The following is a 21970-nucleotide window of genomic DNA, read 5'->3' on the forward strand; positions in this document are numbered from 1 at the left end:
AGGCACAGATGAAAACAGCGGACTTGTAAAGACATCAGCGGCAGCGGTAAGCAATAGCGTTGTAATTCAGACACCTGCTTTGCTAAGCGCTTCCATGACAGCTTTACCCGCATCAATAGGAGTCGGCTCTGAAATAACAGTAATCATGACAGTTACGAATAACGGACAGGCAACAGCAAATGCAGTAACTCCGACAGGTTTTGCAATAATTGGATCGGCATCTTATGTAGCTGTAAACGGGCCGCTGCCAACAAATGCAACTATAACATCCGGTACTTCGGCTTCATTCACGTGGCGCTACGCTGCTGTAAGCACAGGCAGTCTGTATTTTACGGCAAATGCATCGGGGCTTGATGGTAATAATGCGGCCTATACAGTAAGCACATCGGTTACAGCACAGAGCAATCCGGTAAACATTTATCCTACAGACCCGATTCTTACAAGCTGGGTTACTGTGTCGCCGCAGGTAATAAACTATAACCAGCGGTTCACGGTGATAATGTCAGTAAGCAATGTTGGAATTGTGGCTGCTAATGGGACAATCCCAAATGTCATCCCAACTGTCCTTTCAAGTTCGTTGATGAGCGGGCCTGTGCCGGCTTTTGTGGATATTCCGGTCGGCGGATTCGCGCAGTTTACATGGGTATTTGAAAGCGCCATGACCGCGGGAACTGCAAACCCGACAGTTATAGCTTCAAGCGCAGGTTTCAATAGTACTGATATTACAACCCTTTCAGCGTCGCAGATTCAGGTAATAGCAGATCCAATGCTTGCGCATGATATTATAGTAAGCCCGGCAGTGGTAAGCGTGGGACAGAATATTACCATAAGAATGCACATAACAAATTCGGGCGCAAGTGAAGCGCAGGGTGTTGTACCTGCAGCCCTTTCCAAACTTGGAAACGGAAATTATACATATGTAAGCGGGCCTGCGCCTGCAAGCCAGACAGTGGCAGCCGGGGCAAATGTGTACTTTACCTGGATATACCAGTCATCCGGCGCGGGTTCATTGGCTGTAAACGGATATGCCACAGGCTACAGCCAGTACAGCAAAGCAACAAAAACTGCAGCTGCAGAAGACAGTAATTATATTACAATACAGTCACCGGCATCACTTACAAGTTCAATTTCAATACCTGCCACAAAGAATATAGGGCAGTGGTTCACGGTAACAATGACAGTGACAAATAATGGTACTGCCACAGCTAACGCTGTCGCGCCTCCTTCCAACTTAACAGTTGTAGGAACCGGCGGAGCGGTAAGGATGAGCGGGCCGGAACCGCCAAGCGCGGCAATTATCGGCGGAACATCACAGGTATATCAGTGGACATACAGCGCAGCGGGCGCCGGAACAGTAACGTTTGCGGGAATTGCAGCCGGCACAGACGCGAACAGCGGGGCAGCAGTTGCAAGCAATAACGCCGTAAGCACAAACTTTGTGATACAGACAGGCGCTAATTTAAGTGTGGCAATAAGCGCGGCGCCTGCGGTAGCGGGAACCGGATATCCAATAACGGTCACAGGAATAATTACAAACAACGGACAGGCAACAGCAAATAATGTAAGGATGAACGAATTAAATGACGCGGCAGTATCAGGCGGAAACGCGACACTGACGACAGGCGTTGTGCCGTCAGCAGGTGTAATACTTACAGGCGGAGCAAGCGCATATTTCACATGGACATATACGGCTAACACGATAGGAACAATAAACTTTACAGGTATTGCAACCGGGGTAGATGGCAACACGAACCTTGGCGTGACATCAACAGCTGCTACAAGCAATAATGTGGAAATAAGAAATACGGCATTCTTAACCGCGGATTTAAGCGCGCTGCCGTTATCCGTAAGCGCAGGACAGAGAATAACAGTTTTAATGCATGTGACAAATACAGGCGCGGGCGACGCGAACGGCCTTACGGGTGTTAACATGACTCCTTCAGGCACGGGTTCTGTGTCTTATGTTTCGGGTCCTGTTCCGGTAACGCAGTCTATTGCGGCGGGCGCTGACACTTATCTGACATGGGTATATACGGCTATGACGGCGGGGAATATTTCATTCAACGCGGGCGCAAGGGCGGTTGATGTAAATATTGGCAATACTATAAACTCGGCAGCAGCCGTTTCAAATGCAGTCATTATAGAAACTCCGGCTTCACTTGCAGCTTCAATGAATGCATATCCTTCATTGATAAGCGCCGGTCAGCAGATAACGGTATTAATGACAGTTACCAATAATGGAACCGCGGATGCAGTGTCAGTACTGCCGGTAACGCCTTCGGCTTCTGTTCCTTCATCTGTAAGTATTATCACGCTGCCGGCTTCAGTTACAATTCCGGGCGGAGCATCATCTGTCTTTACATGGGTATTTGATTCCACTGCTCCGGGCAATGTAGTATTCACAAGCAAGGCTTCGGGTCTTGATGAAAATACATTAAATACAATATCTTCAGCGCAGGTTTCATCAAACGAGATTGTTATTCAGGCACCTGCGGCAATTGCGGCGTCAATATCCGCATCACCATCAGCAGTGGCGCTTGGAAGCAATGTTACGGTTATTATGACAGTTACAAATTCAGGAACGGCATCTGCTAACGCGGTAATACCGGCCGGATTTGGTTTCTCCGGTTCAGCTTCTCTTGTATATGTAAGCGGGCCTGTTCCTACTAATGCCACAATTACAGCCGGGGCTTCTTCGCAGTTTACATGGGTGTATGCGACAGTCGGCCTTGGGTCTTTAACATTCTCATCCAATGCCTCCGGAACAGATTTTAATTCAGGAATGCCTGTTTCTACAACTTACACGGCATACAGCAATATAGTAAATGTTTATCCCAATAATCCGGTAATGACATCATTTGTTACAGTGTCGCCTTCAATTGTAAACTATAATCAGAATTATACAGTAAGACTTACTGTAAGTAATGTGGGTGTTCAGGCAGCTAACGGTACATTTGCCAGCCCGCTTAACCCTGCGCCTGTGCTGGGCGGAACTTTGCAAAGCAGTGTGAATCCGACATCCGCAGATATACCGGCGGGCGGAACAGCAGTATTCACATGGGTTTACAGGTCCGCAACTACTGCAGGAACTGCTTCGTATTCAATAATAGCTTCAAGCGGCGGCTACCCAAGCACAAATGTAACGTCAGGTACTGCAAACCAGATACAGGTTGTTGCTGATCCTGTTCTTGCAAATGAAATGATTGTCACTCCGTCTGTCGCAAGTGTGGGGCAGAATATAACGGTAATGTTAAGCGTAACTAATTCAGGCGGCAGCATATCAGAAGGAACTGTGCCAGCGCCTATGGTAAAACTTGGCAGCGGTTCATATTCATATATAAGCGGGCCTTCGCCTGTATCAGCTTCAATAGCCGCCGGAGCAAGCGCTGTTTACACATGGGTTTACCAGGCAACAGGGGCTGGAACACTTGCGGTAAACAATTATGCAACGGGTTACAGCCAGTACAGCAAACTTACAATAACGGCAGCTGCCGATGACAGCAACTACGTCACAATACTTACACCGGCTTCACTTGCAAGTTCTATTTCAGCACCTGCCACTAAAAACATAGGGCAGTGGTTCACGGTAATAATGACTGTAACCAATAACGGCCAGTCAGCAGCAAACAGTGTAGCGCCTCCTATGGCTCTTAACCTTATTGGCGACGGCGGAGCTGTAAGAATCAACGGACCGGCGCCGGCTGCGGCAGTAATAGCAGGAAATAGTTCAGCCGCATTCACATGGACATACAGTGCGGCAGGTTCAGGCAGCGTCATATTCAGCGGAAATGCTTCGGGAATAGATTCCAGCACAGGTGCCGCGGTTTCAAGTATTGTCACAAACAGTAATCTCTTAAAAGTACAGACACCGGCTTCGCTTGGCGTATCAGTTTCCGCCATGCCCGCGGTGCTTGGTACAGGGTATATGATAACGGTAGTGGTTGATGTTACCAATAACGGACAGGCAACCGCAAATAATGTTTCAGTCACCGCTGTTGATGATATTCAGATATCGGGAGGAAATGCTGAACTTTCATCCGGAGTTCTTCCTTCGGCCGGAGTCACGCTGACAGCTGCGGCCACTGCAAGATTTACATGGGTTTACAGCGCGCAGGCAGTAGGCACAATAGCATTCACTGCAGCAGCCCGCGGAACAGACGTAAATAATCCGGCAGAACCTGTAATATCTAACATAGGTACAAGTGCGAATGTGGTTATTAAAGACGCGGCGTATCTTGTATCTGATATTCAAATAATTCCTTCTACGGTAAGTGTCGGCCAGCAGGTAACCATAATAATGAACGTAACCAATACGGGTGCCGGCGGCACTTCAGATGTAATAGGGCAGAATATTGTGACAACAGGGTCAGCATCGCTTGTTTATGTAAGCGGGCCGGTTCCGTCTGCAACACCTATTCCCGGAAACGCGGCGCCAATTCATAACCAGTTCTACACATGGATTTATACCGCGAATACTCCCGGATTTGTATCGGTAAGCGGAAATGCAAAGGGTATTGATGAAACACTTGGCAATACAATTACAAGCTCGGTTACGGGCAGCAATGTGCTTGCTGTTGAAAGTGCGGTTTCGTTAGCGGCTCAGCTTAGTGTATCACCTGTTCAGGTAAGCGCAGGGCAGATAATATCAGTCATTATGACGGTCACAAATAACGGCCAGGCAGATGCTGTATCGGTATTGCCTATAACACCCACATCAAGCATAGTCGGAACTGCTGCCATATTTGAATCGCCCGCGGCTGTTACAATTCCGGGCGGTGCCAGCGCGGTATTTATGTGGAGCTATACAACACAGGGATCAGGTACTGTTATCTTTACAAGTGCCGCGTTTGGCACGGATGAAAACAGCGGGCTTGTGAAAACTTCCGCACAGGCAGCTTCTAATGCGCTTATAATTCAGTCGCCTGCTGCGCTTACAGCTTCAATAAATGCAAACCCTGCAAGCCTTGGCACCGGCAATAATATTACCGTTGTAATGACAGTTTCAAATAATGGTCAGGCTGCGGCAAATGCAGTAACACATGCAGGGTTTATGGCTGTTGGAAGCGCGGGCATTGTAGCCGTATCAACACCTGAACCTGCAACCGCTAATATTTCAGGCGGAAGTTCAGGTTATTTCACATGGGTATATGCCGCCACATCTGTCGGTTCTATATACTTTACAGCCGATGGGCAGGGAACAGATTTCAACAGCGGCGCAATCATAGCAACTACAATTACGGCACAGAGCAATACCGTACTTGTTCAGCCTAACTTCCCGGTACTCTCAAGCTGGATATCGGTTGCTCCGCAGACAATAAACTATAATCAGAGATACACGGTAATAATGTCAGTAAGTAATTCCGGCATTATAACGGCAAACACCGTCACGCCGGATACATATACTGTACCTCTTTCAGGCACCACAATATCAGGCCCTATACCGGCAAATGCAAACCTGGCGCCGGGTGAAAGGCAGGACTTCACGTACGTGTTATCAAGCGCGGGTGTTGCGGGTATATCCAATGTTACAATGACTGCATCATCGGGTATTTATACAAGCACTGATATTTCAAATCCTGCCGGCATGGTGATAAATGTAATTGCTAACCCGGCGCTTGCTCAGGACATAACATTACAGCCTGCTGTAGCCAGCGTGGGACAGCGCGTAACGATAATTATGAATGTGACAAATTCAGGCGCAAGCACAGCCGAAGGCGTTGTGCCTTCCGCATTAATCAAACTTGGAACGGCAAGCTATACGCTTGCCCAAAGCCCGGTACCTGCAAGTGTAAACATAGCGGCAGGTGCTTCAGCTTCCTTCACGTGGGCATATACGGCCACCGGCGCGGGCAGCCTTGCGGTTAACGCTTATTCCAAAGGCTACGCCCAGTACAGCAAAACTACTGTTACAGCAACAGCAGTAAGCAGCAATTTCATAACAATAGAATCGCCTGCATCGCTTTCAAGCGCGCTGTCCATAGACGGAACGATGTTTAACATAGGGCAGGATGTCAGGGTATATATGACTGTTACAAACAGCGGTACGGCAATTGCCAATGTGGTTATGCCTAACCCCCTTAATTATTCCGCGGCAAGCACAGGCGGCTTGATACCTGTGTCAGGTCCCGACCCCGTAAGCGCTACTGTAGGCACGGGCACAAGCGCGGTATTTACCTGGCTGTATACGGCAGCGGGTTTAGGTTCGGTTGCGCTTTCAGGAAATGCTTCAGGCATGGATGAAAACAGCCTTGCAACAGTTAATTCAGCTGTCACGGTAAGCCCTGTGATACAGATACAAAGCCCGGCATCATTAACGGCATCCATTAACGCGTCACCTGCATATCTTGGAACAGGCGAAAATATAACTGTAATTATGAATGTGACAAACAACGGCCAGTCTGCTGTTAACGGCCTTACAGCAGATCCTGCAGGATTGATCCTGACGAATGGCGGAAACGTGCTGCCTGTTTCAGGGCCAATACCGGCTACAATGACTCTGCCTGGAATGTCATCTGCCGCATTCACGTGGATATATCAGGCAAACAGCGCGGGAACGGTACAGTTTACTTCAACCGCAAGGGGTACAGATTCAAACGATATTTCATCGCTGGTTAACACAGGTTCACAGACAAGCAATGCTGTAGAAATTTATGCCTCTGCCGGCGTTGCAATTTCATCCTTTACGGCATTACCTGCAACGGTATCCACCGGCCAGCAGATTACGGTATTAATGACGGTTGAAAATGCCGGAATTGGAAACGCAGAAGGCGTAATGCCAAGCGCGCTTGCTCTTATGGTCAGCGGCACTGCATCAGCATCTTACGTAAGCGGGCCTCTGCCTTCAACACCGCAGAATTTAGCATCCGGTTCAAGCACGCAGTTTGAATGGATATATCAGGCAACAACACCCGGAACAGTCTGGGCAAGTGCAAATGCAGTAGGATATAACGAGGCAAATAAAGCCACTATCACCGCACAGGCGGCATGGACTAATAATGTAATTATACAGCCGGCTGCATCGCTTACGGCAGGGCTTGTTTCAATTCCAAATCAGGTAAGCGTGGGACAGATAATAACAGTTGTAATGGCAGTCACCAATAACGGCACTGCAATGGCGGAAGGAGCTTACGGAGTAACGCCCGCGGCATCAATACCGGCCAATGCGCTTATATTAACATCGCCTGCGGCTCAGGATATTGCCGGCGGTACTTCCACGCACTTTACCTGGACATACAGTGCAAACGCTTCGGGCGCAATTAACTTTGCGTCATTGGCTATAGGGTATGACTTTAACAGCAAGATAACCAAAACAGCATCCGCAATAGGCGGAAATGTAAATATACAAAGCGTGCCTGTTCTGGCAAGCCGCGTTTCCGCGATGCCCATACTTATAAAAGAATCGGTTGATGCCATAACGGTTATACTGTCAGTAACCAACAGCGGCCAGGCGGCAATAACAAATGTTGTGCCGGCACTTGACATTACAGGCAGTTCAACGCCTTTATATCTTACAGGCCCGGCGCCGGTATCGGCAAACATTTCCGGAAACGGCGGAACTGCAAGATTTACATGGACATTAAGCGCCGCAGGAGTTGGAAATCTTATTTTCAGCGCCTATGCGCAGGGAACAGATGCCAATTCAGGCGTAACATACGGTTCAACGGGCAATACAGTTACTGTTAATGCCGTATCCAATCAGCCTGTACTTGCGGTAACACTCTCCGCCCCGGCTGAAGTAACCAACGGTCAGAACTTCACTATAATAATGAGGGTGGATAACGCGGGGCTTGTTGACGCTAATAATGTTACGGTATCCGCGCTTGCGGTAACCGCGGGTACGGCAACATATGTTGTAGGCCCTGTGCCGTCAGCAAGAAATATAACAGTGGGAAATTATGGCACGTTCACGTATGTGTACACAGCGGGCTCTGCGGGAACAATATCGCTTGAAGGCTATGCCTGGAACAGCCCTGTGGCTTCTGTTTCAACCACAGCTTTTGAACCTCCGGCACTCTCTTATAATTATATGGAAATACTGCCTATAGGCGGCACGTTCTCTGTCGGGCAGAATATTACTCTTACAATGACTATCAGCAATACAGGCGCGACAAATGCCATTAACGTAGCGCCCATACTTCCGCTTAACAGAGTAGGCACAGGCAATGCGACAATTGTATCAGGGCCGCTGCCTTCATCATTATCAATAACTGCGGGTTCATCAGCCACTTATACATGGGTATACAAAACTACAATTGCCGGCTCTCTTGGATATAACGGCAGGGCGCAGGGCCAGGATATAAGGACAGGCGCGGGTTACCAGAGCGTTACAGGCACTTCCAATATGGTTAATATAGAAGCGCCGCCTGTATTGGCATCAAGCATAAGCATAATAAATGACACATTGAACCTTGGACAGACCACAAATGTCTATATGACTGTTACAAACAGCGGAACAGCTGACGCGGTAAATGTGGCACCGGGTGATATATATGTGGTTAATCCTCCGTCCACCGGCGGAATGTGGGCAATTGACGGGCCTTCGCCGCTTACTCAGAATATTCCTGCCGGAGCGGCAAGGGTATTTACGTGGACATACAGCGCTACGGCTGTGGGCTCGGTTGCACTGTCCGGAAACGCTTCGGGCTTTGACGAAAACAGCGGCATAAAAATATCCTCTGCAATGAACGCAAGCAAATACATACAGGTTCAGCTGCCAATGCAGCTGTCTGCTTCAATAATAGCCGCGCCGTCTGATGTTAAGACAGGCCAGGCAATAACGGTATACGTAACTGCCAATAATACTGGAGGGGCTGCGGCAGCAAATGTTGTGCCTTCAGCATTAACACTTGGCGGAACAGGCAGTGTTGCCTATGTATCAGGGCCGGTGCCTGCGTCAGCTGCTATTATTAACGGCGGAAGTGCATTCACATTCGCATATGTGTACAACAGCACTGCTTTCGGAACAGTTAACTTTACGGCTTCAATTGACGCCAATGATTATAATACCGGCGACCCGCAGGCTACTGCTCCGGTGATTTCCAATGATGTAACAATAACCGACTCGGCTTACCTTGCAAGCGACACTTCAGTATCAAGAAGTGTGGTTTCAACAGGCCAGCAGATAACTGTAATTATGACAGTGACCAACGTGGGGACAGCTTCAACCGCAAGTTTTGTAACACCGTCTATACAGGCTATACTTACCGGCGGCGCCGCTTTAACAGCTGTGTCGCAGGCGGTTACATCCACGCCTATGGCTGCAAATGATGTTGTATCATTTACATGGATTTATAACCCAACCGCACAGGGAACGGTAACGTTCAGCACATACGCTTCATATGCAGATGCGGACGGCGCCAAGACAACAGATCCTGACCGCACGGCGCCGGTACAGATACAAAGAGCGGCGGCATTAACGGCATCGCTTATAACACCGCTTACGGTAAATAACGGGCAGATATTTGATGTTACGATGATAATAACAAATACGGGCGGCGCAAACGCCACCAATGTAATACCGGTGTTCACATCCAGCGCCACAGGCACGGGTGTGACGGTAAATCTTGCAGCATCCGGCGTTACTGCCACTGCAATAGCGGGCGGAAGTTCAACAGCCATAGTTTGGCAGTATCAGGCAACAGGAAGCGGGACAATATTCTTCAGCGGCTACGCAAGCGGCATTGATGAAAATGATACAACAAATACTATTATATCGCCCATGACGCCGCAGAATTATATTACAGTTCAGCAGCCGGCAGCGCTTTCCATCACCGCGTTTACGGTATACCCGCCGGTAGTGGCACAGGGACAGAACGTCACGGTCTTAATGACAGTAAGCAATGGCGGCGAAGGCCAGGTAACAAATATTAATCCTACAATGACGGCAACAGGCACAGGTTATTTCACAAGAATAACAGGCCCTGCTCCCGCAACTGTATCATTATCGGGTAATCAATCAGCGGTCTTTACATGGACTTATTCGGGTTCTGCCATTGGAATAGTTACATTCAGCGGCGGCGCGGAAGGGCTTGAAGTCAATACAGCTTCCAATATACAGTCAGGCCCAAGCGGAAATGTGGATGCGGAAGTAATAGCTCAGCAGGCAATATTAACGGCGCAGATGTCATTGTCGCCGTTGGTTGCCGGCCCAAGCCAGAGAATAACAATTAATATGACAGTTTCAAATACAGGGCTTCATGCGGCAACGGGCGTATCGCCTGTGGCCGGGTTATTAATGTATGACAACACAGGCAGTTTAATCAAGAGCGTAACGCACACAGCTCAGGTTGCGCCTGTGAATCTGGCAATAGGGCAGGCACAGACATTCAGGTGGATACTTGAAACGGACGTAAACTTTGGAACGGTAATCTTCAGCGCGGCAGCACAGGGCGCGGACGCCATACTGCCAATTACAGTTTCGTCCAATACAGCGGTCTCTGAAATGCTTACAATAGAACAGCCGCCCGCGCTTGTTTCAAGGATAGACGCGTATCCAAATACGGTAAATACATCACAGATGATTACAATATTAATGACTGTCACCAATAATGGCCAGGCGGATGCGGTTAATGTAATGCCGTCACAGTTATTTAAGAGCGGTTCGGCGCTTGCCAATCCGAATAACCCCAACGTTCATTCGCCGTCATCGGCTGTAATACCGGGCGGCGGCGGTGTGGCTGTCTTTACATGGGTGACACAGGCTACAGGCGCGGGTACAATTAACTGGCTTGGCTGGGCGTCAGGACAGGACGAAAATTCGCTCAACACATTCCTGTCAGCTTCAACAAGCACAAACGTAATAACTGTACAAAGCCCGGCTAATTTAAGCATTGATTCAATTGCAGCGCCTTCTTACGTCACGGTGGGCCAGCAGTTTACTGTTATAATGACGGTAACAAACCTTGGCGGCGCGTCAGCTCTTGGCGCTTCTGCAAATATGAACATAAGTTCCGGCAGCGGCGGCGTTATACCGATGGCAACTCCGGCAGCGGTGGATATTGCAGGCCGGACAACAGCCGCCCTTACATGGATATATCAGGCATCAGGCCAGGGTGATGTGGTACTGTCCGCCATGATAACGGCAACAGATTCAAACACCGGCGCTGTTATAACTGACGCGGGCTTCACCGGCACAATTAATGTACAGTCGCCGGCGTCCATTACTTCAGATATTTCAATAGCGCCCGCAATGAATTACAACGGTCAGATATTCACCGTATCAATGCTTGTAAATAATTCCGGTCAGGCTGCTGCTTCTTCTGTAGGCATAACACCTTTTGTGCTTACAGAAACGGGAGCGTCAGCATTCATGGTTACAGAGCCTTCGCCGCTTACAATGACGGTTGCGGGCGGAACGTCGCAGATATTCCAGTGGACATATTCCGCATCTGGTGACGGAACGATAACATTCAGCGCTTATGCAACGGGCACAGACGCTAATACATTAGATCCTATTGGTTCAACAGGCACAGAAGCGTCGGTAGAAATCAGGGCATCGGCTTCGCTTGTGGCGGATGTATCAGTATCAGCGGCAATGGTTTCCACAGGCCAGTCAGTAGTAGTAATTATGACAATAACAAATACCGGTTTTGGCAGTTCAAATGCCTATAATGTCACACCGCTTTATCCTGTATGGGCGGGCGGCGCCACGTTCAGCATGGTTTCAGGGCCGTCAGGCGCGGCAGTTACATTAACGGTAGGAGCCGCGGAATCGTTCACATGGGAATATCAGGCAACAAGCGCGGGCACATCATCATTTAGCGCTATCGCATATGGAAAAGACAGCGGCATCGGCGACATTTATTCATCGCCTGTCTTAAGCGCGCCGGTAACTGTCCAGACCTCAGCAGCGTTAATGTCAACGCTGTACAGTTTCCCTAACAGCATTAATACAGGGTCTGATTTTACAGTAATAATGTCGGTCACCAATACCGGCGGCGCCACAATTAACAATCTTACGCCGCAGTATAGCTTCACACCTGCTGCAGGAGTGGCAGCGCTTTCTTCATCGCCTGCTCCTGTTGCAACGTTTGCCGGCGGCGCTTATCAGGCATTCACGTGGATATTTAACACAACAGCACCCGGCACAATTGCCTTTGTGGGACGCGCCGAGGGTATTGATGTTAATTCAGGCTCAAATGTGACATCTGCACAGACATCAGCGCCGGCTGTAGTAATACAGGCGCCGGCAGTACTTGTATCCACAATAGAAACATATCCGCCTGCCACGCTGTCAAGGTCGCAGGTAATCACAGTTATACTTAACGTTACAAACACAGGCGGCGCAGCGGCAACAGGAGTTACGCCCACGGCGATGCTGATATCAGACGGCGGTTCAGGAGCAACATATGAACTGCTTACAGGAAATACTTCAAGTGTTACGTTAAATGGCGGGCAGTCAACGTCATTTACCTGGACATATTCTGCCACGTTAGAAGGACAGCTTACGTTCGGCAGCTCTGCTTCCGGTACGGACGCCAACAGCGGCGCGGCAATAGTGTCAGCACCAGATGATGTAACTGTTACTATAACAGAACCTTCCGCAAACCTTGTTGCAACACTTGACGTTTTCTCTCCGTCAGCTACAGACAGGGCGGAACTTAACGAAACAATAACAGCAATAATGGCTATAACTAATACAGGCCTTGTATCGGCTCGCGCGGTAACTCCTTCGGTAATGGCAATAACGCCGGTCGGATTTGTTACGCTAGTCTCAGGTCCTGTACCCGCGGTTATTGATACAATAGCTGTCGGTGCTACGCAGTACATAACATGGGTATACGAAGCCGGTTCTAATCCTGAATACCTTACGTTTACGGCATCGGTTTCAGGAACAAATGACGGTACGTCCACACCTGCAAGCAATTCAGGCGTGGCGGTATCAGACAGTATAAGAATAACGCCTTCGTTTGCTAACCTGGCGCTCTCAATTAACGCGTTGCCTGCCACGGTGGGCGTAGGTGATGCCATAACAGTAATAATGACGGTAACCAACAACGGCCAGCTTGATGCGGGTAATGTAAATCCTGTGCCTGCGGACCTGCTGCTCTCCGGAGCCGGATACGCTTCTGTATCAGTAACCAACAGTACGCTTAATGCTTCAATACCTGCAGGCGGGTCACAGAACTTTACCTGGATATTTACAGCGGTTTCAGGCGGAAATATCACATTTGCCGGAAACCTGGCGTATGAATCATATAACACATTTACCGGTGAGACTAATACAATCAATAACACTGACCCGGCAAATTATGTGGTTTCCAACGTTATAACAATAGCATTCGGAAGCTCCACCACATCGCATAACGATATGTACTTTACAGCGAACAGTTTCAACCCGCAGGCGGGCGAGTCGGTGGGCATAATCTTCAGCGTTAACGCGGATTCAAACAACGCTGATTTAATGGTCTTTAACGTGGCGGGTGAAAGGGTAAGGACAATGTCACTTGGCCCTGTAGCAGCCGGAATCCTTTACACGCAGCTTGCGGTATGGGACGGCAGGGCGGATGACGGCAAGCTTGTCACCACTGGCATGTACTACATAAAACTGCGCGACGGTTCATATGAAGTAATTAAACCGGTGGCTGTTATAAAAAAATAGACAGGCAATAAAAATAACAAGGAGAACGGCAGTATGAGAAGAAAGCTACTTACAGCTTTCACAGCAGCGTTAATCATAATACCGGCAGCGGTCTTCGCGCTTGGCGGCGGCACGTCCAATGCTGATTTTCTTAAAATAGGCGTGGGCGCAAGAAGTTCCGGAATGGGAGAAGCGTACGCGGCAGTGGCAGATGATGCCAACGCGGCTTTCTGGAACCCTGCAGGCATCGCGCAGGCGGATAAGTGGTCGTTTACACTTATGCATCTTATATGGTTTGCAGGCAGCAATTATGAATTCTTTGGCGGAATAGCGCCCATAGACAGCACAACCGCGGCGGGCTTAAGCGTGAATTACTTCTGGATACCGCCTTTTAACAGCACAAAAGACTCGTTCGGTGCCATTTTGGCACAGGACGCAGAAATGTCATATGACCTTGCAATAACCGGAACTTTCGCTAAAATACTGGGTAATTTTTATACAAAAGATTTTACCATCGGAAACGTGACTGTGGGCGCAAATATCACTTACATTCAAAGGCAGCTTCTGGGTGAAGCGCTTCCGGGAATAGTGGCTGCGGACCTTGGCATACTTGCAAATATTACAGAGCCTTTAAAAATGGCTTTTGTTATCTCTGATATAGGCACCAGTACAGGCAAAGACCAGACCCCGTTAAACCTTCGCCTTGGCGCGGCGTATGACATTCCTTTTTCAAAAGAGTTCGGGCTTTTGCTTTCGTCTGATGCAACCAAACCAATAGATATTACCAACCCTGAATACGCCAAATTTTTTGTTAATCTTGGATTGGAAATGAGAATAGCGGATATGGTTTATTTAAGGGGCGGCTATAAATTTGGAAGAGGAGATGAAAGTTTCACGGCAGGCGCGGGATTTGGCATAAAAGACCTTGGCAATATAGATTACGCTTTCATACCGCATACAGAACTTGGCGCCACACACAGGATATCACTTTCTTTCATGCTTGGTAATCCGGTTGAAAGGCCGGTAATTGGCGGGCCAAGGCCTCCGCAGAAGGTAAATGCCATGTCGGGCGATAAAATGGTATCAATAGGATGGGATCCCAATCAGGAATCCAACATTACCGGGTATAATATATACTACAGAAGAAAAGGCACTTATAAATATGAAATGCTTAACAAAAAGCCGGTAATGGAAGAGGCCAAGTTCAGGGCTGTCCTTGAAAATGACACGGATTATGAATTTGGTGTTACCGCCATGAACAACAGGGGCCTTGAAAGCGTAATGTCAGAAATTGTCGTTGCGACTCCAAAAAAATACACGGCCGTTAAACCCGAGAAGATGGAATCTGTATTTACAAAACAGTCAGACGCGGGAATTGTGGTGATGTGGAACGCGCCGGATGACGAGAGAATATCGGGCTTTAACCTTTATTATAAAAAGAAAGGCGACGAAAAATATAAGAAATTAAACAGGCAGATAATAAAAGAGACTAAAGCCACTCTGGCCGGCCTTCAGGCAAATATGGAATATACATTTGTTGTAACCGCCATAAGCAAAGACGGAATAGAAGGCGAATTTTCTGATCCGATAAGTGCAAGAATAGAAGAATAGAAAACCTATCTGACAGGTGGTAAATGACCGGGACTCCGACTGATTTCAAAGCCATTTCAGAAAAAGAACCGCGCGCGGCGGTTCTAAGCGATATTAAATTAAGGTGGATAGTGCTGGCCTGCACTGTTCCGCTGCTGTTTGTTATAGAAAGATTCGGAGTAAAGATTTCCTTAATTCCCATCCTTGTTATTTCTTCGATATTTGCGCTTATAAACCTTGCATATCTGTTCGCGATAAATCGCAACCTGCTAAGTGATACCGCGATTTTTGCCGTTTCTTCAATTGTTGACAATGTGGTTATTGCGGCTGCTTTGTTTTTTAGCGGCGGTATCGCAAGCCCGCTGTTTGCCCTTTATTTTATAACGCTTATTGATGCAAGTTTTGATTATTGGACGGGTAAAAAATTCCTATATTTTGTATCTGTGATAATGGTTTCTTTTTTGGGTGTATTTTTACTGCAGTATGGGTTCGCAGCCTCCGGGGCTGTTTTCTTTGATTTTCTTGCAAAAGAAGCGGTTCTTGTTATAGGAGCCTTTTTTGCCGTTAAAATATCCACTGAAATGAAAGCGCAGGAAACAAATGCAAAAAAAGCCGCAAAGGAAAAAGAAATCCTGTATAAAAACATAAACACGCTTAACACCAATCTTGAAAAGAAAGTGGCTGAATCCACCAGGTCGCTTGAAAATACCAACTTCATGCTTGTTAAGAAAAACATAAGCCTGCTGGCGGCGCACGAAATATACCTTACAGCGGGGCAGTCCCGCACAAGGGAAGAACTGCTTCAGCACATCCTTTCAATTATCATACCCCTTATGAAAGGCACGCGCGGAGCTTTTATTAAACTCACCGAAAATGGTTCAAAAGGCCACGTGGAATTTGCCAGGGAGGCTTTTGGAAAATCAAAGTTCAGCGATGGCCGCCTGGCGGTTGAAAAAGACGGAATTATTTCCAGGATGATAAATGACAGAAAAGGGCTGCTTATAAATAATGTGGATGATATAGAAGAACGTGTGATAAAATCAGCGGTGCCAAACGGGACCTGCGTAATATCGCCTTTAAGTTCGGGCAAAAACGTGGACGGGCTGCTTGTGGTTTCAAATAACAGCCCCGGCATTTATAATAAGTCGGACGTGGAACTTATTGAACTTTTAAGCGACCAGATAGGAACGCTTCTTCAGAACAGGCTTCTGTTTGATGAAGCCAATAGAAAGGCTGACGGCCTTGAAAAACTTATGAAAGTTACCAATTCGGTTGCGGCTTCCCTTAAGGTGGACGACATAATAAGCACTGCTTTAAGTGAGGGGATAAATAAGCTTTTCGCCGGTTCAAGCGGAGCGGTAATACTGCCCGAAGGCCCGGATAATTCACTGCGCGTGAAAGCGCAATATGGCTACGGCGAAAAAAATATTTTAAACAGGCAGATACCCAAGACAAGCATAGCGGGTTTTGTTTATACAAACGGAAGAAAGTTGATTATAAGAAATCCGGAACGCCTCTCTTTTTTTAATAAAGGAGTGGACTCCCTATACATAGAAAAGTTCGCGCTTGTGGTGCCGTTTACGTCAAAAGGCAAGAACATGGGAGTCATATGCATAACAAGGCCGGAAAAGTTGTATTCACACGATGACCATTACTTTCTTACCATACTTGCCGGCAGCATTGCCAGGGATATAGAAATAACAAACCTTTATGGAAGCATTAAAAAGGATTATATAAACTCCATATACGCGCTTGCGGCCGCGGTTGACGCTAAAGACCATTATACGCACGGCCATTCCACCACTGTTATGAATTATGCCACCAAAATAGCGCAGGCGCTGAATCTGCCTGAAGAAATGGTTGAAGACATAAAATACGCGGGCCTTTTACATGACGTCGGCAAGATAGGAATAAGCGAAAGCATAATCAATAAGCCGGGCAAGCTTACAAAAGAGGAATTTTCAATAATTAAGATGCACCCGCAATTGGGAGCGAACATAGTTGCAAAGATAGATTCTCTTAAAAAACTTGTGCCGCTTGTCATGTCCCACCACGAATGGGTAAACGGCACCGGCTACCCGCTTGGGTTAAGGGCGGAAGAAATACCTCTTGGCGGAAGAATTTTAAGCATCGCGGATGCTTTTTCAACAATTACATCCAAACGCCCTTACAGGGAAGAACGTACCATTGAAGATGGTATAACGGAATTAAGAAGGTGCGCCGGCACGCAGTTTGACGCCGAATTGGTGGAAATATTTGTGTCTGTGTTAAGGGCAGAACAGGAAGCCGAACGCGAATTAAAAGAAAATGCCCACAAAGATGAAGAAAAAGAGAAAAAAGACAAAAAACGGATCCGGGTAATAATGGAAAACCCTTCTGATACTGATGAACCGGAGATAAAAGACGATAAGTTCTACTCGTAACAGGTAACATCGTACAAGTTGCAGCTGACAGGTTACAGCTAACAGCTAACAATTTTCCACCTGTCACCTGTCACCTGACACTTGCCACTTGCTACCTGCCACTTGTAACCTGTAACCTGCCACCTGTAACCTGCCACCTGTCACTTGCCACCTGTCACTTGCCACCTGCCACTTGTCACTTGCTACTTGCTACCTGCCACTTGTAACCTGTAACCTGCCACTTGTCACTTGCTACCTGCCACTTGTAACCTGCCTTTATTTGACACCCTTCTTATTTTATGTTATCATCAAAGTCCGCTTTAAAATTAACAGGAGGTTGTTATGATTTTAAAATTAGGTCTGCCAAAAGGAAGCCTGCAGGAATCAACATTTAATATCTTTAAAAAAGCCGGTTTTAACATAAAATCGGATTCAAGAAGTTATTACCCCGCGGTTGACGATGAAGAACTGTCAATAACCCTTGTAAGGGCGCAGGAAATGGCAAAATACGTGGCTGAAGGCATATTTGACGCAGGAATGACAGGCGAAGACTGGGTGGCTGACAGCGGGGAATCGGTTAAAAAAGTTGATAACCTTGTCTACGGAAAAGTCGGCATGAGGCCTGTGCGCTGGGTGCTTGCGGTACCGGAAAATTCAAAAATAAAATCAGTTAAAGATCTTGCAGGGAAACATATTTCCACGGAGCTTGTAAACACCACAAAAGCATACCTTAAAAAACATAAAGTAAAAGCGGATGTAAGTTTTTCCTGGGGGGCAACAGAAGCAAAGCCGCCTCATCTGGCTGATGCCATTGTGGAACTTACGGAAACAGGTTCATCTTTAAGAGCTAATAAATTAAGGATAGTGGATACCATAATGGAATCCACAACGGTAATGATAGCCAATAAAGAATCGTGGAAAAATGAGTGGAAACAAAAAAAGATAAATGATGTTCTGTTGCTGTTAAAAGGCGCGTTAAACGCGGGCGAAAAAGTAGGGCTTAAAATGAACATTCCGGAGAAAAAACTTGGATGTGTCCTGGAACTGCTGCCTGCGTCAAAAAGGCCCACTGTTTCTTACCTTATCGGCAGAAAAGATGAAGAGCAATGGGTCGCCATAGAAATAATTATGGATGAAAAGAAAGTAAGGCCGCTTATTCCAAAGTTAAAGGAACGCGGAGCGGAAGATATAATAGAATACCCGCTTAACAAAGTAATTTACTAAAGGATCAGGCATGTTTTTAAAAAAAATGTTGCTGGCAGCAGTGTTTTTTATCTGCGTAATTCCGGTTTCACACAGTGCCATTATGGATGATTCAGATTTTTATTATTCGGTTACAAGTTCCGCTGAATTTGCTGAAAGCAGCGTAATGCCTGTTTTTGAACCCGTGAAATACGGTCAAAATAAACTTGTAGAGGACTTAAAGGTAAGCCTTGTACAGGCTGTGCCTTTTGGGTTTCTGCTGTCCACACTGTACATCACCGCCGCAGAGGCAATTAGCCAGAAAACTTTAAGCGTAAAAATGAAACCCGTCCAGGAATATATGCCTGTATATTACTCCGTAATAGGGGGGCTGGCGGCGGTTACCACTGTTGTAAATTTTGTATGGTATTTTGACTATCAAGACTCCGAAAAGGAGGTGGTTGATAATGGAAAAACGCCGCAAACAGATGAAAAAAAATAAAATAACAGTTAATTTTAATAATATGATGTCAGAAAAACTTGGCAGTGAAGGTATCAATACCGGGGAAATAAACAAACTTAAGCCGAAAATCAGGCAGGCAGCCAGGAATCTTCAGGAAAAAAGGGATGACGGCAAACTGGGTTTTGTTTATCTTCCGTACGACATAAAAATAAAAGAAGACATAAAAAAAACCGCAGCGGCAGTAAGGGATAAATTTGAAAACTTTGTGGTTTTAGGAATAGGCGGTTCTGCACTTGGGACCATTGCCCTGCACAGGGCGTTGACGCATCCGTATTATAATCTGCTGCCGGAAAATAAAAGAAAAGCGCCGCGGCTGTTTGTCCTGGACAATCCTGATCCTTCGTCTGCGGCCGGAATTTTTGATATTATAGACATTAAGAAAACCTGTATTAATGTCATCAGCAAGTCAGGCGAAACTGCCGAAACGGCGGCTTTTATGAAAATCTTCTGGAAAAAACTTCTGATGCAGATGAAAGAAGATAAATTAAAAGAGCATGTAATTATAACCACTGACAGAATAAACGGCGCCTTACGGCCTATTGCGGCCAAATACGGCCTTATGTCTTTTGCGGTGCCGGACAATGTGGGGGGCAGGTTTTCGGTTTTATCCGCATCAGCGCTGCTTCCGCTTGCGGTGTGCGGCGTTAATATTGATGAACTTTTAAAAGGCGCGGCGTATATGGACACAATGGTATCAGACGGTACAGTCTGGAAAAACCCGGCTTATATGGCGGCGGTCCTGCATTATATATCCGCGGTTAAGCATAAAAGAAATATAAGCGTAATGATGCCTTATTCTGACGCTTTAAAAGATGTAGCGGCCTGGCACGCGCAGCTTTGGGCGGAATCTTTGGGTAAAAAATTTTCCCGTGACGGCAGAATAATAAATTCCGGAATAACGCCTGTAAAAGCACTTGGCGCCTCTGACCAGCATTCACAGGTTCAGCTATATATGGAAGGGCCGTATGACAAGGTTATTACTTTTATTAAGGCGGATAAATTTAAGGAAGATATTGAAATTCCTTCCAATTTTAATGATTCAGAGGCAATGTCCTATTTAAGCGGAAAAAAATTAAGTTTCCTGTTAAACGCGGAACAATCAGCCACAGAAATTGCGCTTACGAACAGCCAGCGCGCCAGTATGACAATTACGCTTCCGGAAATTTCAGAATTTACGATGGGTCAGCTTATTTATCTGCTGGAAGTTGAAACGGCTTTTTTAGGAGAACTGTATAACATAAACGCGTATGACCAGCCGGGTGTGGAAGCGGGAAAAGCAGCCGCATTCGCGCTTATGGGCAGAAAAAGCCATAAAGATATTTTAAAACAGCTGATGGTAAAAAAGGATAAAAAGGCGTATATTATTTAAAGGTACTTATATAAAAAATCATCCGTTGAAAGGATAAAAAACATGGCAGAGGTAAAACCGTTTTCATCAGTGCACTATAACAGCGAAAAAGTGGAGATGGCAAAAGTTATTATGCCGCCATATGACATTATAAGGGATACTTCCGTTTATTATTCAATGTCGCCGTATAACGTGGTGCGTATTGATAAGGGCAATGAAGAATCCGGCGATAATGATTCCGAAAACAAGTATACAAGGGCCGCGGCAAATCTTAAAAAATGGATATCAGAAGGCGTTCTTCTGCGCGATGAAGAGGAGTGTTATTACCTCTACACGCAGGAATATTTGACGCCTGACGGGACAAAGCACGAAATGGCTGCATTTTTTGGGCAGGTAAAACTGGAAGAATTTGAAAAAAAAGTGGTGCTTCCGCACGAAAAAACCCACAGCGGCCCCAAGGTGGACAGGCTGCTGCTGATGAGGCAGACCAAAGCCAATACAAGCCCTATCTTGTCGCTGTATTTTGACGCTGAAAAAAAAGTGGACGCGATAATAAGAAAACACATAGCGGATGATAAGCCTTATTATGACGTAAAAGCAGGTGACGGAATAAGGTACAGGATATACAGGGTGACTGATAAACAGGAAAAAGAAAAAATATCATCTTTCTTTGCGGGAAAAAAACTGTTTATCGCGGACGGCCACCACAGGTATGAAACCGGCATTAATTTTAGAAACGAGATGAGGGAAAAAGGCGCAAAGCCCGGCGCCGCGTATGACTACATTATGATGTGCCTGATAAGCATGGAACATTCGGGAATAAGCATACTTCCGACGCACAGGCTTAAAGCCAAGTTTAACCCTGATATTCTTGGCGCCGCGGAGCTTGAAAAGTTTTTTGAGGTAAAGAAATGCGCTGATGAAAAAGAACTGCGTGAGATTATGGTAAATTCCGCGGGTAAAAAGATAATAGGCATTTTTGGGAAAGGCATGTGCCACGCGCTTACCCTTAAAAAGAAAGAATACGCTAAGATAGTAAATTTAAGCGAGCACATAATGGACTATTACCTGCTTGACGCGTCTGTGCTTCATAAACTGCTTTTTGAACGCATTCTTAAAATGGATGAAGCCGCCATAAACGAAGGCATTGACTACACGCCGGACATTGACGAAGCGATAAAAATGGTATCTTCAGGAGGGTCAGAAATAACATTTCTTCTTGGGCCGGCAACTGTGGAAGAAGTAAGGATAATTTCCGAAAACGGCGAGGTTATGCCTCAAAAAAGCACTTATTTTCTGCCCAAACTTGCCACCGGTTTTTTAATCAACAGCATGGAGGAATAAAA

7 protein-coding genes are annotated in these 21970 nt (G+C 46.6%); all 7 read left to right on the forward strand.

The window, feature by feature from the left end:
- Window positions 1-13600, forward strand: a 13600-nt coding sequence (locus CVV21_12420; protein ID PKL90467.1) for a hypothetical protein, incomplete at its 5' end; no start/stop codon positions are given.
- A 33-nt stretch (window positions 13601-13633) separates the two neighbouring features.
- On the forward strand, window positions 13634-15190 hold the full coding sequence (locus tag CVV21_12425) for a hypothetical protein (GenBank protein ID PKL90468.1): 1557 nt from the start codon (window positions 13634-13636) through the stop codon (window positions 15188-15190).
- A 23-nt stretch (window positions 15191-15213) separates the two neighbouring features.
- A complete protein-coding gene (locus CVV21_12430; GenBank protein PKL90469.1) occupies window positions 15214-17592 on the forward strand; it encodes a hypothetical protein in 2379 nt (792 codons plus the stop codon).
- A 321-nt stretch (window positions 17593-17913) separates the two neighbouring features.
- Entirely contained in the window at window positions 17914-18795 is an 882-nt protein-coding gene (locus CVV21_12435; GenBank protein ID PKL90470.1) for an ATP phosphoribosyltransferase, read from the forward strand.
- A 10-nt stretch (window positions 18796-18805) separates the two neighbouring features.
- Window positions 18806-19255 carry a hypothetical protein gene (locus CVV21_12440; protein ID PKL90471.1) on the forward strand — a complete coding sequence of 150 codons (450 nt, stop codon included), beginning with the start codon at window positions 18806-18808 and terminating at the stop codon, window positions 19253-19255.
- Window positions 19242-20645, forward strand: coding sequence for a glucose-6-phosphate isomerase (locus tag CVV21_12445; protein ID PKL90508.1), 1404 nt, complete (start codon window positions 19242-19244; stop codon window positions 20643-20645). The genes CVV21_12440 and CVV21_12445 overlap by 14 nt, the downstream gene beginning before the upstream one ends.
- Window positions 20646-20687: 42 nt before the next feature.
- Window positions 20688-21968 carry a DUF1015 domain-containing protein gene (locus CVV21_12450; GenBank protein PKL90472.1) on the forward strand — a complete coding sequence of 427 codons (1281 nt, stop codon included), beginning with the start codon at window positions 20688-20690 and terminating at the stop codon, window positions 21966-21968.
- Window positions 21969-21970 lie beyond the last annotated feature (2 nt).

The organism is Candidatus Goldiibacteriota bacterium HGW-Goldbacteria-1, from assembly GCA_002839855.1.
Lineage (GTDB): Bacteria > Oederibacteriota > PGYV01 > PGYV01 > PGYV01 > PGYV01.

What these genes read in the sequence shown, in the direction of transcription:
- CVV21_12425 (PKL90468.1), top strand. Translation starts at nt 13,634, where the DNA reads ATGAGAAGAAAGCTACTTACAGCTTTCACAGCAGCGTTAATCATAATA.
- CVV21_12430 (PKL90469.1), top strand. Translation starts at nt 15,214, where the DNA reads ATGACCGGGACTCCGACTGATTTCAAAGCCATTTCAGAAAAAGAACCG.
- CVV21_12435 (PKL90470.1), top strand. Translation starts at nt 17,914, where the DNA reads ATGATTTTAAAATTAGGTCTGCCAAAAGGAAGCCTGCAGGAATCAACA.
- CVV21_12440 (PKL90471.1), top strand. Translation starts at nt 18,806, where the DNA reads ATGTTTTTAAAAAAAATGTTGCTGGCAGCAGTGTTTTTTATCTGCGTA.
- CVV21_12445 (PKL90508.1), top strand. Translation starts at nt 19,242, where the DNA reads ATGAAAAAAAATAAAATAACAGTTAATTTTAATAATATGATGTCAGAA.
- CVV21_12450 (PKL90472.1), top strand. Translation starts at nt 20,688, where the DNA reads ATGGCAGAGGTAAAACCGTTTTCATCAGTGCACTATAACAGCGAAAAA.